Here is a 15,701-nt window from a genome sequence, read left to right as displayed (position 1 = left end):
CAAATTGGGTGCTCTACAACCGTGGCACTGGCTGATTCTCATCGCCGTGGTCGTGCTGCTCTTCGGTTCGAAGAGGTTGCCTGACGCTGCGCGCTCGCTGGGCAAGTCGATGCGCATCTTCAAATCAGAGGTCAAGGAGCTGCAGAGCGAGAGCAAGGCGGACACCCCCGTCACGCCCGCGCAGCCGCCCACCCAGGTTCAGTCCGAGCGCGTCGAGGCACCGGTGACACCACCGGCTCAGAGCCACACCGACGCCAAACCGGCCTGAACCCGACGACGACCAGGCGCTTGCGCGCCGTAGTTAGACGCTGCCGTGCGCACCCCTAGAATCCTGTCGCGGCTCGACCCACGACTACGCCGCACCCGCACCAATCCCGACGGGACGATGTCCCTCGTCGACCACATCCGGGAGCTGCGGACCCGGTTACTGATCTCGCTGGGCGCTGTCACGCTCACCACGATCATCGGCTTCCTCTGGTACAGCCACGGCTTCCTCGGAGTGGAGAGCCTGGGCGAATGGCTGCGCGAGCCGTACTGTTCGCTGCCCCAGTCAGCCCGCGCCGACATCAGCGCCGACGGCGGTTGCCGACTACTGGCCACCGCGCCGTTCGATCAGTTCATGTTGCGACTCAAGGTCGGCCTGACCGCCGGAATCGTGCTGGCCTGCCCGGTGTGGCTGCACCAGCTGTGGGCATTCATCACCCCGGGCCTATACCGCAACGAGCGGCGCTTCGCCTCGGTGTTCGTCTTCTTCGCCGCGCTGCTGTTCATGTCCGGCACCGTGCTGGCCTACTACGTGCTGTCCAAGGCGCTGCACTTCCTGCTGACAGTCGGCAGCGACGTTCAGGTCACCGCACTGTCGGGCGATCAGTACTTCGGCTTCCTGATCAACCTGCTGCTGATCTTCGGTGTCAGCTTCGAATTCCCGCTGTTGATCATCATGCTCAACGTGATCGGAATGCTGCCCTACGCCAAGCTCAAGTCCTGGCGCCGCGGCCTGATCTTCGGGGTGTTCGTGTTCGCGGCCTTCGCCACGCCTGGCTCGGACCCGTTCTCGATGCTGGCGCTGGGCTTGGCGCTGACCGTCCTGCTGGAGTTCGCGATCCAGATCGCCCGACTCAACGACCGGCGAAAGGCCAAGCGGGAGGCGCAGGCCGAGATTCCTGACGACCAGGCCGCACCCATCGAGGCACCGACTCCGGTGGCCGCGCCGTCGTCGTTCGTGACACAGCATGACGACATCACCTGACGAGGGCGGGCAACTGCGGCAGTTCACCGAGCTGCTGACGTTCCGGCTCGACCCGTTTCAGGTGCAGGCGTGTGAGGCACTGGAGCGCGGCCACGGCGTGCTGGTGTGCGCACCGACTGGCGCGGGCAAGACGGTCGTCGGCGAGTTCGCGGTGCATCTGGCGCTGGCGGCGGGCCGAAAGTGCTTCTACACCACGCCGATTAAGGCGCTGAGCAATCAGAAGCACAATGACCTGGTGCGCCGCTACGGCGCGGAGAACATCGGTCTGTTGACCGGCGATCAGTCGGTCAACGGCGATGCCCCCGTGGTGGTGATGACCACCGAGGTGCTGCGCAACATGTTGTACGCCGGTTCAGAAGCGCTGCAGGGTCTTTCGCATGTGGTGATGGACGAAGTGCACTTCCTGGCCGACCGGATGCGCGGCGCGGTGTGGGAAGAGGTCATCCTGCACCTGCCTGAGGATGTGCGGCTGGTCAGTCTGTCGGCAACGGTGAGTAATGCCGAGGAGTTCGGCGGCTGGATCCAGACCGTGCGCGGGGACACCACCGTCGTGGTCGACGAGCACCGGCCGGTGCCGCTGTGGCAGCACGTGCTGGTCGGTAAGCGGCTGTTCGACCTGTTCGACTACGACCGCGAAGGTAAACAGCACCTCGTCGACCCGGACCTGATCCGGCACATCGCGCATCGTCGCGAGGCCGAACGGTTGACCGATTGGGAGCCGCGCCGCCGCGGGCCCGGGCGCCAAGGTGGCCGATCGGGCCTATCCCGCCCGCCGGCCCGTCCCGATGTGATCGCCTCGCTCGACCGCGAAGGACTGTTGCCGGCCATCACGTTCATCTTTTCGCGCGCCGGCTGCGATGCCGCCGTCAAGCAGTGCCTGCGTAGCCCGCTGCGGCTCACCAACGACAACGATCGCAAGCGGATCGCGGAGGTGATCGACCGCCGTTGCGGCGATCTCGCCGAATCCGACCTGGTGGTGCTCGACTACTACGAATGGCGCGAAGGCCTGCTGCGCGGGCTGGCGGCCCACCACGCCGGCATGCTGCCGGTGTTCCGGCATACCGTCGAGGAACTGTTCACCGCTGGGCTGGTCAAAGCGGTGTTCGCGACCGAGACGCTGGCGCTGGGCATCAACATGCCGGCCCGTACCGTCGTGCTGGAGAAGCTCATCAAGTTCAACGGCGAGCAGCACATGCCGTTGACGCCGGGGGAGTACACGCAGCTGACCGGGCGCGCGGGGCGGCGCGGGATCGACATCGAGGGCCATGCCGTCGTGCTGTGGCAGCCCGGTGAAAACACCGCCGAGCCGTCAGAAATTGCCGGCCTGGCATCGACCCGAACCTTCCCGCTGAAGAGTTCGTTCGCGCCGTCGTACAACATGACGATCAACCTGGTGAACCAAATGGGCCCCGAACAGGCGCACCAGCTGTTGGAGCGCTCGTTCGCGCAGTACCAGGCCGACCGGTCGGTCGTCGGGATGGTTCGTGGTGTCGAGCGCGGCGAGAAGATGCTCAGCGAGATCGCTGCCGAGCTGGGCTGGGACCGCCGGGCGAATCCCGACCGCGAGCCGCCGATCCTCGACTATGTCCGGCTACGCGCCAAGATCAGCGAGCGTGAGCGGGCGCAGTCCCGGGCGTCGCGGCTGCAGCGCAGAGCCGCCACCGCCGACGCGTTGGCGGCGCTCCGCCGCGGCGACATCATCAATATCAACCAGGGGCGCCGCGGCGGATTGGCCGTCGTTCTGGAGCCGGCCAACGACCCCGCCGATCCGCGCCCGCTGGTGTTGACCGAAAACCGTTGGGCCGGAAGGGTTTCCTCAGCCGACTTTGCCGGGATCACGTCAGCGCTGGGGTCTATGTCGCTACCCAAGCGGGTTGAACATCGTCAGCCGAGGGTGCGCCGGGATCTGGCGTCGGCGTTGCTGTCGGCGTCGACGGGTCTGATGGTGCCCTCGGCCCGTCGGCGGCGCGGCGTGGGCGACGAGCCGGCCGATATCGACCCGGAGCTGCTGGAGCTGCGCGAAGCGATGCGCAAGCACTCGGTGCACGGGCTCGCCGACCGGGAAGCCAAGGTGCGCATCGGCGAGCGCTACCTGCGGGTGGAACGCGATAACGACCAGATCCGCAACAAGGTCAGTGCCGCGACCAATTCGCTGGCCCGCACCTTCGACCGGATTGTGGGGCTGCTGACCGAGCGCGGGTTCATCACCGTGGGGCAGGAGCGAAGCGACTCGGGGATGGGCACCCGCGGCGGCGACCCGCGGGTGACGGCCGACGGCCGGCTGCTGGCGCGGATTTACAGCGAGAGCGACCTGCTAGTGGCCGAATGCCTGCGCACGCGGATCTGGAAGGGGCTCGGACCGGCCGAACTGGCCGCGGTGCTCTCGGCAATGGTGTTCGAAACCCGTGGCAGCGACGGCCCGACCCCGTCGCACGCCATCGACATGCCCACGCAGAAAGTGCGCCGCGCACTGGTCGAGACGAGGCGGTTGTCCGGGCAGTTGCGCGCTGACGAGAACCGCCACCGGATCGCTCCGACCCGCGAGCCCGATGAGGGATTCGTCCCTGCGGTATACCGCTGGGCGACGACCGGCGATCTGGCGGCTGCCTTGGCGGCTTCCGATGTGGCCGGCGGCGGCACGCCCCTGCCTGCGGGCGATTTCGTGCGGTGGTGTCGCCAGGTGCTCGATCTGCTCGACCAGGTGCGCAATGCCGGCCCGGAAGCCGGTCTGCGAGCCACTGCCAAACGTGCCATAGACGACATTCGGCGCGGCGTCGTTGCTGTTGATGGCGGGTAGGGTTGTGCAAACGCTACGGTGGGAGCGGCGAATCGCTACCAGATCAAGGAGAGACGATGAGCGGACCGCAGGGATCTGACCCCAATCCCTGGCAGGGCCAGCCCGCGCAGGGTCAGGATCAGCCCGCCCCCGGCTCCGAGCAGCCCGCACCCGCTGCGCCGGCCTGGCCGCAGCCGGAGACGCCGGGCGGTGAGACGCCGGCCTGGCAGCAGCCGACCAGCGAGCCCCCGGCGTGGCAACCGCCCGCCTATACCCAGCAGCAGTACCCGCAGTATGGGCAGCAGCCGACACAGGGGTACCCGCAGCAGCCCTACCAGGTGCCGGCCGAGTACAACCCGGCCGCCTATGGTCAGCCAGGCCAGTACGGCCAGCCGGGCCAGTATGGTCAGCCGGGTCAGCCGGGTCAGTATGGCCAGCCGCAGTACGGCCAGTATCCGCAGCAGCCTGGTGATCCCAACCAGCCCGGGCAGTACGCCCCCTACCCACAGGGCGGCGAAGAGGCCGCGAAGAAGTCTTCGGCGGTGATCTTCGGTGTCGTCGGTGTGCTGGCCGCGATCGTCGTCGCCGTCGTACTGGTGCTGGGTTTCTGGAAGCCGGGCTTCTTCGTCACCACCAAGCTCGATATCGGCAAGGCCCAGGTGGGTGTGCAGCAGATTCTCACCGACGAGACCAATGGCTACGGCGCCAAGAACGTCAAGGACGTCAAGTGCAACAACGGCGCGAACCCGACGGTCAAGAAGGGTGACACCTTCACCTGCGAGGTGAGCATTGACGGCACCAAGCGTCAGGTGACGGTGACGTTCCAGGACGATAAGGGCACCTACGAGGTCGGCCGGCCGAAGTAGGTCAGTCGGGCAGCGCGTCCAAAGCTTTCTGCAGGCGTCCGATCGATGAACTAACGCCGTACGCATGGGCCAGTTCGGCGACGCGGGCCGGGTCGGTCGCCGCAAGCGGCAGCCGGTCGTCGGCGGTCGAGAACGCCACTGGTGCATCTTTGGCCACCGCCACCACCGGTCCGGCCGCTGCGATGTAGTCGGTGGCAGCCAGCAACTTCGTGCGAGAAGCCTTGGACAACTTGGACTTCGGGTCGTGTGCGGCGGCCAGGATGTTAGCCAGCGAGCCGTACTGGGCGAGCAGTCCGGCCGCGGTTTTCTCCCCGATCCCGGGCACCCCGGGCAGCCCGTCGGACGGATCACCGCGCAGCAGCGCCAGCTCGGCGTAGGCGGGCCCTGCCCGATGCACCGGCACCCCGTAGCGTTCGGCGACCTCGGTCGGCCCGAACGTCGTCGCGTTCGACAATCCCCGGCCCAGGTACAGCACCCGCACCGCCACCGGGTCATCGCCGACCAGCTGTAATAGATCGCGGTCACCGCTGACGACCACGACGGGATCGCGCCTTTCGGCGGTCGCGAGCGTGCCCAGCACATCGTCGGCCTCGAAACCTTCGGCACCCGCGGTTGCGATGCCGAACGCGTCGAGCAGTTCCATGATCATGTCGACCTGTGGGCTCAGCTCGTCGGGTACTTCCTCCACATCCGTTTCCCCGCTTGGCCTTTCTTCAACGACGCGGTGTGCCTTGTACGACGGGATCGCGTCGACTCGGAACTGCGGGCGCCAGTCCAGATCTAGGCACACCACCAGCCGGCCTGGGCGTTCGCGGGTCACCAGCGTCGCCACACTGTCGAGGAAGCCACGTAGCGCGTTGACCGGCCTGCCGTCCGGCGCGGTGATCGACGAAGGCACGCCGAAGAACGAACGAAACCACATGCTGGCGCCGTCGAGCAGCAACACCGGTGCAGGCATGTCAGCCATCCTGCCAGTAGCGTTGACCTATGTCGTTCGCCATCGAGCGGATCGACCACGTGGTGCTCAACTGCAGTGACGTCGACCTGGTCGCCGATGGGTGCCTCCGGGTCCTCGGCATGCGCCGCGAGGTGTTCGCCGGTGCCAGGGCGGCATGGCGTCGACGCGAAATGGGCCGAACTTGCCACGCGCCAAAAACACTACGTGCGAGCTGACGCCCGAACACCTGCCCCGGCGGCGGTTGAGTTCGGCGGCGTAGGCCGCGGCGTCATCGGTGAGCTCGCGGATGTCGCGCAGCATCGGCGTCATCGTATGCCTGCAGATAGCCTGGCTGGCATGAGTCCAGCCGACCGTTTCAGCAGCGATGTCTATGCCCGCCGACTGGCCGCCGCAGCCGCCTTGGCCGCCGATGCCGGGCTGGCCGGCCTGGTCATCACCCCCGGCTACGACTTGCGCTACCTCGTGGGTTCGGCGGCCCAGACCTTTGAACGGCTGACCGCACTGGTGGTGCCGATCACCGGTCGACCGGTGATGGTGGTGCCGCGCCTGGAACTGGCCTCGCTGAAGGAGTCCGCCGTCGTCGACCTCGGCTTGCTCGTACAGGACTGGGTGGACGGTGAAAACCCCTACGACATCGTCGCGGTCGCTCTCGGTGGGCACGCCCGCGTCGCGGTGACCGACTCGATGCCTGCGCTGCACCTGCTGCCCTTGGCCGAACGATTCGGCTCAACCCCGGTGTTGGCCACCGATGTGTTGCGCTCGTTGCGGATGGTCAAGGACCCCGCCGAGATCGACGCGCTGCGCAAGGCCGGCGCCGCGATCGACCGGGTCCACGCCCGCGTGCCCGAATTTCTCGTGCCTGGCCGCACCGAAGCCGACGTCGCCGCCGATATTGCTAAAGCCATTGTGGTCGAGGGGCATTCATCGGTGGCATTCATCATCGTGGGCTCCGGTCCGCACGGCGCCGACCCGCATCACGAATGCTCGGATCGGGTGCTGCAGGCCGGTGACATCGTCGTCGTCGATATCGGCGGGCCGTACGCCCCCGGGTACAACTCCGACTGCACTCGTACCTACAGCCTCGGCGAGCCCAGCGCCGAAATCGCCGAACAGTACGCGGTGTTGCAGCGCGCACAGGCCGCCGCCGTCGCGGCTGTCCGTCCGGGTGTGACGGCCGAGCAGGTGGATGCGGCGGCCCGCGGCGTGCTGGCCGATGCCGGGCTGGCCGAATACTTCGTGCACCGCACCGGCCACGGCATCGGGCTGTCGGTGCACGAGGAGCCCTACATCGTGGCGGGTAACGACCTGCCACTGACCGAGGGCATGGCGTTCTCCGTCGAGCCGGGCGTCTACTTCCCGGGCCAGTGGGGCGCCCGCATCGAGGACATCGTGATCGTCACCGCCGACGGTGCGTTGCCCGTCAACACCGGACCGCACGAGCTGACCGTGGTGCCGGTCTAGCTCTTCGAGTGATCCAGCAGTCCCGAGGAGCCCAGCACCCGGGTGACATGCACCTCGATGACGACACGCTTGGGATTGACGCGCGGGGTGCGGTAGCGCTGGGCGTAGCGCAGCTCAGCGTCACGCACGGCCGCCGGATCCCGGTTTACGCTGGCTTCGCCCTCGAGCGAGAGCCACCGGGCGCCGTCGACCTGGGAGAGCACGCCGACGCCGGATCGCTCGGCGTTGATCGCCTTCTGCGAACCATCGCTGGTGATGACGCGGGCGATGTGCGTCTTGGGATCGAAGGTGAAACCGACAGCCACCACATGCGGTGAATTGTCCGAGCGCAGAGTCGTCAGCATCGCGAGGTGGCGTTCGATGAGGAAAGCCAGCGCGTCGCTGGTGAGTCGGGTGGTTGAGTTGCCCATCAGCGTCCACGCTAGCTCAGTGAATAATCTCCAGGTGTGAATGACACGGGGGCCGGTCCGGTCGTGATTTTCGGCGGCCGTAGCGAGATCGGCGTTGAAGTCGCCAAGCGGCTGGCCGTCGGCGCCACTGTCGTGCTGGCCGCCCGGCGCGCCGATCAGCTCGACGAGCAGGTCAGCGCCGTGCGCGCCGCCGGGGCGACGGCGGTGCGCACCGTCGAGTTCGACGCCGACGACCTGGCCTCGCACGGTCCGCTGATCCAGCGGCTGACGAACGAGCACGGCCCGATCGGCACCGCGGTTCTGGCGTTTGGGATCCTGGGCGATCAGGCCCGCGCCGAAGCCGACGCCGAGCATGCCGTCGCGGTCGTGCAGACCGACTACGTCGCGCAGGTGAACCTGCTGACCCACCTGGCGACTGCGATGCGCGCGGCTGATTCGGGCGCGCTGGTGGTGTTCTCCTCGATCGCCGGGGTGCGCGGGCGGCGCGCCAACTACGTCTACGGCTCGGCCAAGGCCGGGCTCGACGCGTTCGCCAACGGATTGGCGGATGCCCTGCACGGCAGCGGGGTGCGGCTGCTGATCGTGCGGCCCGGCTTCGTCATCGGGCGGATGACGCAGGGCATGGAACCCGCGCCGCTGTCCAGTACGCCGGCCCAGGTGGCCGACGGGACGGTTCGTGCACTGCACAAGGGCCGGCGCACGGTCTGGGTGCCTGCGCCGCTCGCGGTGTTGGCTTTCGCGTTTCGGATGTTGCCGCAGTTCGTGTGGCGAAGGATGCCGAGATGATCACGGTGGTCGGCATCGGCGCTGACGGTATGGCTGGCCTGGTGCCCGCGTCCAGCGCCGAATTGCGCCGGGCCACAGTCATTTACGGGGCGAGGCGTCAACTCGATCTGCTCGACGATTCGGTCACCGCGCAACGTCGGGAATGGGGAAGGCCTTTTTTGGACGGGCTGCATGCGATCCGTGACGTCGAGGGGGACGTGCATGTGGTGGCCAGCGGGGATCCGATGCTGCACGGGGTCGGCGCCTCGCTGATCCGGGAGTGTGGTGCCGATCGGGTGACGGTGCTGCCCCACGTGTCGAGCGTGACGCTGGCCTGCGCCCGGATGGGGTGGTCGGTGCAGGACACCGAGGTGATTAGCCTGATGTCCGCGGGTCCGCGCACCGCGGTACGTCGTGGCGGGCAGGCGATCGTGCTGTGCCGTAACGGTTCTGAACCGGCTGAGCTCGCTGCCGTGCTCGCCGATGCGGGCCTGGGCGACTCGCAGATGGCGGTACTGGAACAACTCGGGGGCCCCGCTGAACGCCGGCAGGTCGGCACCGCACAGAGCTGGGCCAGCGCACCGCCCGATGGAGTCGACGACCTGAACGTGGTCGCGGTCCGCTATCTGCCCGACGAGCGGCTGCTGTCGATACTGCCCGACGACGCGTTCGCCCACGACGGGCAGCTCACCAAACAATCGATGCGCGCGGTCACATTGACAGCATTGGCACCCCGTCCTGGCGAGCTGCTCTGGGATATCGGCGCCGGTTCGGGAAGTATCGCCATTGAGTGGTGCCGAAGCGGATTGAATTGCGCTGCAGTAGCATTCGAACGCGATGAGCAGCGACGTAGCCGGATCGCGGCAAATGCCGCGCGGTTCGGCTCCAACGTCGACGTGCGCGGCGCGGCACCGGAGGCTTTCGCCGACGCCGAACTGACCGAAAGCGGCGTCACCGGTGTGCAGGTGCCGTCCGCGATCTTCATCGGTGGCGGCCTCACCACGCCCGGGTTACTGGATGCCTGCCTGCAACGGCTGCCCGGCGGCGGCAGGCTGGTTGCCAACACGGTCACGGCGGAATCTGAAGCTGTTATCCTGCAGTACTATTCGAAGCTCGGCGGCCAGTTGCGACGCTTCCAACACTATCGCGGCGAGTCGGTGGGCGGCTTTACTGGCTGGCGGCCCGCGATGCCCGTTACGCAGTGGGCGGTACGCAAACCATGACGATCTACTTCATCGGGGCCGGGCCGGGGGCGGCCGACCTGATCACCGTGCGCGGGCAGCGGCTACTGCAACGCTGCCCGGTATGCCTGTACGCGGGCTCGATCATGCCCGAGGACTTGCTGGCGCTGTGTCCCGCCGATGCCAAAATCGTCGATACCGGTCCGCTGACTCTCGAGCAGATCACCGCCGAACTGGCCGAAGCCGACGCTGCCGGGCGCGACGTGGCCCGGCTGCATTCGGGGGATCCCTCGATCTACAGTGCGCTGGCCGAGCAGTGCCGCCGGCTCGATGCGCTCGGGATTTCCTACGAAATCGTCCCCGGTGTGCCGGCATTCGCTGCTGCCGCCGCCGCGCTCGGGCGGGAGCTCACGGTTCCTGGCGTGGCGCAGACCGTGACGTTGAGCCGGGTGTCCACCCTGTCGACGGCCATGCCCGACGGCGAGGATCTGATCACGCTATCGGCGCCCGGCGCCACGCTGGTTCTGCATCTGGCCGCCCACCGGATCGACGCGATCGTGCCGCAACTGCTGGCGGGCGGCTACCGGCCCGACACGCCGGTCGCCGTCGTCGCCTTCGCGAGCTGGCCCCAGGAAGTGGTGCTGCGCGGCACCCTGGCCGATATCGCCACCAAGATGCACGATGCGCAGATCACCAAAACCGCGGTGATCGTCGTCGGCGATGTGCTGGCCGCCGAGGGATTCACCGACAGCTATCTGTATTCCTCGGGCCGCGCCCGGGGAAGCCAGCACTGATGCGGATCCTGCTGCTGGGCGGTACCGGGGAGGCACGGGCGCTGGCCGCTCGACTGCACCCGGATTACGACATCATCAGCTCACTGGCCGGGCGCGTGCCCGACCCGGCGCTGCCGGCGGGGCCGGTGCGCATCGGTGGCTTCGGCGGTGTGGCCGGTTTGCGACAGTGGCTGGTCGATAAGGAGATCGGCGCCGTCGTCGATGCCACCCATCCGTTCGCGGCGACCATGACCGCGCACGCCGCACAGGTGTGCACCGAACTGGGAATGCCGTATCTGGTGCTGGCTCGCCCGGCCTGGGATACCGCCGGCGCGATGCGGGTGGGCTCCGATATCCAAGCGGGGCACATCGTTGCTGACCAACACTATTCGCGGGTTTTTCTCACCACTGGGCGCTCCGGGGTTGCGCCGTTCACGTCGAGTCACGCCTGGTTCCTGATCCGGGTGGTGACACCGCCCGATGCCGTCCTGCTGCCGTGTAACCATGAGGTGCTGCTGTCACGCGGACCCTACAATTATGCCGACGAATGTGCATTGTTGCGGGACAACAGGATCGACGTGTTGGTGACCAAGAATAGCGGGGGAGAACTGACGGAGGCCAAGCTCAAGGCTGCCGCCGATCTGGGGATTGCCATTGTGATGATCGACCGCCCGCCGCTGCCGGCCGGGGTGGACGCGGTCGGCACCGTCGACGAAGCCGCGGCTTGGGTTGCGGGTCTCGAGCGATAGCCACCGGTCTACCCCATTACTCGTCGGAGCAGAGAAGTTCCTCGGGGTGATGGAGGTAGTTCACCCGCATTTGTCCGCGGTCGAGGTGCGGAGGCGGAATCCATTCGGTCTTGTTGTCACGTCTGCGTTTTCGGGTTTTCCAGCCGTTGAGACCGTCGTTGACCATGCGGTTGTCGCATCCGCAAGCCAAGGTGAGGTCGTGGATATCAGTGTTGCCGCCGCGGGCGAAGTCGCGGGTGGCGTGGTGGACTTGGGTTTGGTAGGCAGGTGTCGTGCAATTGGGCTTGGTGCAGCCTTTGTCGATCGCGTAGAGGGCGAGGCGTTGTCCAGGACTCGCAGTGCGGCGGGTGCGTCCGTGGTAAAGCCGGATTTCTCTAGGTGATTCGAACACGGTCAGGTAGGGGTTGGCGTGCGAAGCCATCCGGATAACGGTCGGCATGGGCAGGTATGTGCCACCGCCGGTGTGGGCAAGCCCGGCCGCGGACGTCAGCTGCTCGAGGGTGGTGGTGACGACTATCGTCACTGGCAGTCCGTTGTGTTGACCGAGCTGCCCTGAGGACAACATCGCCATACACAGGGTCTTCAGTGCATCGTGGGTGCGCTGTACCGGAGTGCGCGAGTCATTTTCGATCTGCTCGCGGGTGGGGATCCCGTCCACGCAGGGTGACTCGTCGTGGGGGTTGCACATGCCGTCGACTTGTTGCGGCCCGATGACGATCCCGCGTTCACGGGCCTGGTCGCGCTCGTCGTCGAGGCTGCCGTCCTGGTTGATCATGGCCATCAGCTGGTGAGCGAGTGTGCGCAGTCCTTCCGGGCTGAGCCCGCCCGCCAGCCGGCCCAATTGAGCTTCGGCATGCTCGCGGGTCGCCGCATCGACGGAGGCGGGCAGGTGGTCCATGAAAGACCGGATCACCGCCACGTGGTTGATCCGCCGGGTGGCGTCGGCACCGCTGATGGCGAGACGGTTGGTGAGGACGGCTCGCCAAGATTTGGCACCCATGGTGGTGGGTGTGGTGTGCGACTGCAGCTGCGTCAGGACGGTGTGTTCGACCGCGGGAAGCATCCGGCGCAGCCGCTCCACGCGTTCGAGCACCGACAGAAGTTCGGGCGCAGTCACCGCATTCGCCGGATATGCCGCCACCTGGTCCCAGGCGGTCAGCACAGCGGCCAGCATCTTTAACATGATTCGAACATTAGTTCGATGCCCTGACGGATTCGGCCGGATTGTGACTGCTGTGGCTGATGAGCCCAAAGAAATTTCTCAGGCGGGGTAACGCCGTGGCGTGAACACCGTGTCGCCGTACCACTGGGTCTGCGACGAGCCGACGATCAGCAGACACCGCATGTCGACGTCGGCGGGATCCAGATCGCCCAACCGGACGATCTTCACCGACTCGCGCGGCCCGGCGATATCGCGGCCGATCACCACCGGGGTGCCCGGTTCCCGGTGCTCCAGCAGCAGGTCTCGCATGGCTCCGACCTGCCAGGTGCGGCTCTTCGAGGCTGGGTTGTAGATGGCCAGCACCAGATCGGCCTGGGCCGCCGCCGACAGCCGGCCGGATATGACATCCCAGGGCTTGAGCCGGTCAGACAGCGAGATCACCGCGTAGTCGTGACCCAGTGGCGCGCCGACCCGGCTGGCGACCGCCTGCGCGGCCGTCATCGCCGGGATCACCCGCACTGTGACGTCCGGCCACTGTTTGGCCTCTTCGAGCACCGCGGTGGCCATCGCGAACACGCCGGGATCGCCCGAGGAGATCACCGCGACCGCACGCCCTTGCTCGGCCAGTTCGCAGGCCAGCCGGGCGCGGGCCGGTTCGTCGGTGTTGTCACTGGGGTGACGACGGTGCCCTGGCTGAGCAGGCACCCGGTCGAGGTACGGCCCGTAGCCGATCAGGTCGGTGGCCGCGGCCAGCTCCCGGCGGCTCTGCGGCGTCATCCAGTCCACGTCACCGGGGCCAAGTCCCACCACTGCGACGCCACCGGTGGCCGGCTTGACGCGGCCACTTCTGTCCAATGTCGCCGACCCTCCGGCTCCGCCCGGCAGGATCGCCAGCGAGAAGTACGGCACGCTGTCGGCGTCGACATCGCCGGCTGGCAGTACGCGTTGCGCGTCGGTGCTGGCACGTTCGACGTAGAACGCCTCGTCCAGCCGGCCGGCCATCGAAAGCGCTTCCCGTACTTGGGGATACGAGCGGCCGAGTTTGAGGACCACCGCGGCGTCGGCGTCGGCGAGACGACGGGCCAGCTCCCGCACCGGCATGGTGCCGGGTAGCACCGAGAGCACCTCGTCACCGGTCACAAGAGGGGTGGCGATCGCCGCCGAGGCAGCGCTCACTGACGTCACGCCCGGGATGATCACCGCGCTGAACCGCTCGGTCAGCCGGGTGTGCATGTGCATGTAGGAGCTGTAGAACAGCGGATCACCCTCGGCGAGCAATGCCACGTCGCGGCCGGCATCCAGATGGACGGCGATGCGCTCGGCCGACTCCCGGTAGAAGTCCTCCATCGCGCCGGCGTAGCCGCCCGGGTGCTCGGTGGTCTCGACGGTCACCGGGTAGACCAGATGTTCCTCGACCTGGCCATCCCGCAGATATGGCTCGGCGATGCGCCGCGCGATGCTCCGGCCGTGCCGGGCACTGTGATAGGCCACCACGTCGGCCGCGCCGATGATCCGGGCGGCCTTGACCGTCACCAGCTCCGGATCGCCCGGGCCGAGGCCGACCCCATACAACGTGCCGTGGGTCATTCCCGTTCGCTCGCGATCGCGTTCACCGCTGCGGCCGCCATCGCACTGCCGCCCCGACGCCCCGTCACCACCAGGTACTCCATTCCCCGCGGCCGCTCGATCAGCTCTTGCTTGGACTGCGCGGAGCCGACGAACCCGACCGGTCCGCCCAACACCGACACCGGTCCGGGTACCCCGTCGTCGACCAGTTCCAGCAGCCGGAACAGCGCCGTCGGCGCGTTGCCGATCGCCACGACCGCACCAGCCAGCCGCTCCGCCCACAGCTCGACACCTGCCGCCGAGCGGGTGTTGCCGCTGCGCGCAGCGAGTTCGGGCGCACGCGGGTCGGCCACCAGAGACACCACCTCATTGCCGGCGGGCAGGCGGGCGGCCGTGATCCCCGCCGCGACCATTGACGAGTCGCACAGGATCGGCGCGCCGGCGAGCAGCGCGGCGTGCGTCGCCGCGACCACGCCCGGGGTGAACGCGACGTGTTCGGCGACGTCGACCTGCCCGCAGGTGTGGATCAGCCGGACGACCACGCGCGCGACATCCTCGGGAAACGACGTCAGGTCGGCTTCGGCACGAATTGTCGCGAACGACTGCCGATAGATCTCGGCGGCGTCGCGGATGTAGTCGAGCACGCGATCACCCTACGACCTAGCGCGATGCTGGCCGGAACCCCTCCGCGGTCGCCACGAACACCTGCCCGGTCGGGGGGCTGCCGCACGCCCGCTCGCAGCCCACGTAGTGCACGTGCCCGTCAACCTCTTCCCCGAGCGCCACCCGGGTCGCCTCCGCGCGCACGTCGGCCTGCGACTTCTCGCAACCGGGTCTGCCCACACAGGCACTGATGTCTAGCCACGGCGAGGTGTCGTCGAACACCAGACCCATCGGCGCGAGCACCCGCAGCGACGTATCCGCTACGCCTTCAGACAGATCGCACACCAGCAATGAGCGCCACGGTGTGATGACGACCGGCGCGGCAATGGCGGCCACGAACTCGGCCTGCCGTGCTGTCAGCACGCCCAACGGGATGGCCGCGCCCAGCGTGATCTTGTCGTCATCCTGCGTGATCCAGCCGACCGGCGGGCGCAGCACCGGCGGGAATGTCGTCCCGGCCGGCGCGCTCACCTCAAAATCCGAAACCAACGCCGACGGGTCGGCCAATTCTGCTATCCGCCAGGATTTTCCGCGGATGTGGATGAATCTACGGGCTGCCGTGATCAGTGCCGCGACAACCGCGTCCACCGGGAGCCGAATTCCCGTGTCGCGGCCGGCCAGCAGTAGCGCCACACCCTCGGGCAGCACCTGTGCGCCGAGGTCTGCGCCCAATCCGGAGATATCGCCACGGCCGTCATCGATGCCGAACAGGAACCGTCCGGGCAATCGCGCCAGGTCAGGGTCGGCCTGAATGGCGATGTCCAATGCGCTCACCCACGGCCGAACATCGGTCAGCCCGCCGACCCGGCCGGTCAGCGGCGAGGCGAGGATATTGCGCACTCTCTCATGGGTGGTCGACGGCAGCAGGCCGGCCGCGGCCGCCGCGTCCGCGACAGCCGTCGTGTCCCGCACGCCGCGCAGCTGGAGATTGCCGCGCACCGTCAGTTCCAGTGTGCCGTTGCCGAACTCGGTCGCGGTGTGCGCCAGCGCTTCCAGCTGTGCGGCGGTGATCACTCCGCCCGGCAGCCGTAACCGAGCCAGCGCGCCGTCGGCGGCCTGGTGCACCTGCAGGGCGCCGGGACACGCGTCGTCGTCACGCATTCGCTCCACCCGTCCACCGTA

The 15,701-nt window shown here is 67.7% G+C and carries 16 protein-coding genes; 10 read left to right on the top strand and 6 right to left on the bottom strand.

The genetic code is table 11. The features are described 5' to 3' along the window. Positions 1–4: 4 nt before the first annotated feature. From tatA to G6N13_RS20660, 4 genes are read left to right on the top strand one after another with little or no spacing between them, the layout of a single operon-like run. Positions 5–268, top strand: coding sequence for a Sec-independent protein translocase subunit TatA (gene tatA, locus G6N13_RS20675; protein WP_163702379.1), 264 nt, complete (start codon positions 5–7; stop codon positions 266–268). 45 nt (positions 269–313) lie between these two features. Next, entirely contained in the window at positions 314–1,249 is a 936-nt protein-coding gene (gene tatC, locus G6N13_RS20670; RefSeq protein WP_163699960.1) for a twin-arginine translocase subunit TatC, read from the top strand. Next, positions 1,233–4,046, top strand: a complete 2,814-nt coding sequence (locus G6N13_RS20665) for a DEAD/DEAH box helicase (protein WP_179965029.1) — start codon at positions 1,233–1,235, stop codon at positions 4,044–4,046. Before tatC ends, G6N13_RS20665 begins: the two co-directional genes overlap by 17 nt. A gap of 56 nt (positions 4,047–4,102) precedes the next feature. Then, complete coding sequence (locus G6N13_RS20660) at positions 4,103–4,891, top strand: DUF4333 domain-containing protein (protein ID WP_163699958.1); 789 nt, start codon at positions 4,103–4,105, stop codon at positions 4,889–4,891. A gap of 1 nt (position 4,892) precedes the next feature. Here G6N13_RS20660 and G6N13_RS20655 read toward each other — a convergent pair whose 3' ends face one another. After that, the gene (locus G6N13_RS20655) at positions 4,893–5,849 is read right to left on the bottom strand and encodes a 5'-3' exonuclease (protein WP_163699956.1); all 957 of its coding nucleotides are present in this window, start codon (positions 5,847–5,849) and stop codon (positions 4,893–4,895) included. Positions 5,850–5,878: 29 nt separating this feature from the next. Between G6N13_RS20655 and G6N13_RS24390 the strand changes: the two genes are divergently transcribed. Beyond that, positions 5,879–6,064, top strand: a complete 186-nt coding sequence (locus G6N13_RS24390; RefSeq protein WP_179965028.1) for a VOC family protein — start codon at positions 5,879–5,881, stop codon at positions 6,062–6,064. Between the two features lie 121 nt (positions 6,065–6,185). Continuing rightward, on the top strand, positions 6,186–7,310 hold the full coding sequence (locus G6N13_RS20645; protein WP_163699954.1) for a M24 family metallopeptidase: 1,125 nt from the start codon (positions 6,186–6,188) through the stop codon (positions 7,308–7,310). Here G6N13_RS20645 and G6N13_RS20640 read toward each other — a convergent pair. Next, positions 7,307–7,720: a F420-dependent biliverdin reductase gene (locus G6N13_RS20640; protein ID WP_163699951.1), complete on the bottom strand. Its 414-nt coding sequence runs from the start codon at positions 7,718–7,720 to the stop codon at positions 7,307–7,309. The genes G6N13_RS20645 and G6N13_RS20640 overlap by 4 nt on opposite strands. 36 nt (positions 7,721–7,756) lie before the next feature. Here G6N13_RS20640 and G6N13_RS20635 point away from each other — a divergent pair, with 36 nt between their 5' ends. The 4 genes from G6N13_RS20635 to G6N13_RS20620 are packed head-to-tail and all read left to right on the top strand — an operon-like array spanning position 7,757 to position 11,188. Beyond that, positions 7,757–8,506 carry a decaprenylphospho-beta-D-erythro-pentofuranosid-2-ulose 2-reductase gene (locus G6N13_RS20635; RefSeq protein WP_163699949.1) on the top strand — a complete coding sequence of 250 codons (750 nt, stop codon included), beginning with the start codon at positions 7,757–7,759 and terminating at the stop codon, positions 8,504–8,506. Then, the gene (cbiE, locus tag G6N13_RS20630) at positions 8,503–9,708 is read left to right on the top strand and encodes a precorrin-6y C5,15-methyltransferase (decarboxylating) subunit CbiE (protein WP_163699947.1); all 1,206 of its coding nucleotides are present in this window, start codon (positions 8,503–8,505) and stop codon (positions 9,706–9,708) included. The genes G6N13_RS20635 and cbiE overlap by 4 nt, the downstream gene beginning before the upstream one ends. Beyond that, positions 9,705–10,460 (top strand): precorrin-4 C(11)-methyltransferase, encoded by a 756-nt coding sequence (cobM, locus tag G6N13_RS20625; RefSeq protein WP_163699945.1) that lies wholly within the window; start codon positions 9,705–9,707, stop codon positions 10,458–10,460. Before cbiE ends, cobM begins: the two co-directional genes overlap by 4 nt. Then, positions 10,460–11,188 (top strand): cobalt-precorrin-6A reductase, encoded by a 729-nt coding sequence (locus G6N13_RS20620; protein ID WP_163699943.1) that lies wholly within the window; start codon positions 10,460–10,462, stop codon positions 11,186–11,188. The genes cobM and G6N13_RS20620 overlap by 1 nt, the downstream gene beginning before the upstream one ends. A 16-nt stretch (positions 11,189–11,204) precedes the next feature. On the opposite strand, the gene G6N13_RS20615 is transcribed toward G6N13_RS20620, so the two are convergent. The 4 genes from G6N13_RS20615 to cobG form a co-directional block, all read right to left on the bottom strand. Further along, the gene (locus G6N13_RS20615; RefSeq protein ID WP_163699941.1) at positions 11,205–12,371 is read right to left on the bottom strand and encodes an HNH endonuclease signature motif containing protein; all 1,167 of its coding nucleotides are present in this window, start codon (positions 12,369–12,371) and stop codon (positions 11,205–11,207) included. Positions 12,372–12,449: 78 nt separating this feature from the next. Further along, a complete protein-coding gene (locus G6N13_RS20610; protein WP_163699939.1) occupies positions 12,450–13,937 on the bottom strand; it encodes a precorrin-2 C(20)-methyltransferase in 1,488 nt (495 codons plus the stop codon). Then, entirely contained in the window at positions 13,934–14,560 is a 627-nt protein-coding gene (locus G6N13_RS20605) for a precorrin-8X methylmutase (protein ID WP_163699937.1), read from the bottom strand. The genes G6N13_RS20610 and G6N13_RS20605 overlap by 4 nt, the downstream gene beginning before the upstream one ends. Before the next feature lie 16 nt (positions 14,561–14,576). After that, positions 14,577–15,689 carry a precorrin-3B synthase gene (gene cobG, locus G6N13_RS20600; RefSeq protein ID WP_179965027.1) on the bottom strand — a complete coding sequence of 371 codons (1,113 nt, stop codon included), beginning with the start codon at positions 15,687–15,689 and terminating at the stop codon, positions 14,577–14,579. Positions 15,690–15,701 lie beyond the last annotated feature (12 nt).

Source organism: Mycolicibacterium sarraceniae (assembly GCF_010731875.1).
Lineage (GTDB): Bacteria > Actinomycetota > Actinomycetes > Mycobacteriales > Mycobacteriaceae > Mycobacterium > Mycobacterium sarraceniae.
This window is presented reverse-complemented; position numbering and strand designations above follow the sequence as displayed.

What these genes read in the sequence shown, in the direction of transcription:
- G6N13_RS20665 (WP_179965029.1), top strand. Translation starts at nt 1,233, where the DNA reads ATGACGACATCACCTGACGAGGGCGGGCAACTGCGGCAGTTCACCGAG.
- G6N13_RS20660 (WP_163699958.1), top strand. Translation starts at nt 4,103, where the DNA reads ATGAGCGGACCGCAGGGATCTGACCCCAATCCCTGGCAGGGCCAGCCC.
- G6N13_RS20655 (WP_163699956.1), bottom strand. Translation starts at nt 5,849, where the DNA reads ATGCCTGCACCGGTGTTGCTGCTCGACGGCGCCAGCATGTGGTTTCGT.
- G6N13_RS24390 (WP_179965028.1), top strand. Translation starts at nt 5,879, where the DNA reads ATGTCGTTCGCCATCGAGCGGATCGACCACGTGGTGCTCAACTGCAGT.
- G6N13_RS20645 (WP_163699954.1), top strand. Translation starts at nt 6,186, where the DNA reads ATGAGTCCAGCCGACCGTTTCAGCAGCGATGTCTATGCCCGCCGACTG.
- G6N13_RS20640 (WP_163699951.1), bottom strand. Translation starts at nt 7,720, where the DNA reads ATGGGCAACTCAACCACCCGACTCACCAGCGACGCGCTGGCTTTCCTC.
- cbiE (WP_163699947.1), top strand. Translation starts at nt 8,503, where the DNA reads ATGATCACGGTGGTCGGCATCGGCGCTGACGGTATGGCTGGCCTGGTG.
- cobM (WP_163699945.1), top strand. Translation starts at nt 9,705, where the DNA reads ATGACGATCTACTTCATCGGGGCCGGGCCGGGGGCGGCCGACCTGATC.
- G6N13_RS20620 (WP_163699943.1), top strand. Translation starts at nt 10,460, where the DNA reads ATGCGGATCCTGCTGCTGGGCGGTACCGGGGAGGCACGGGCGCTGGCC.
- G6N13_RS20615 (WP_163699941.1), bottom strand. Translation starts at nt 12,371, where the DNA reads ATGTTAAAGATGCTGGCCGCTGTGCTGACCGCCTGGGACCAGGTGGCG.
- G6N13_RS20610 (WP_163699939.1), bottom strand. Translation starts at nt 13,937, where the DNA reads ATGACCCACGGCACGTTGTATGGGGTCGGCCTCGGCCCGGGCGATCCG.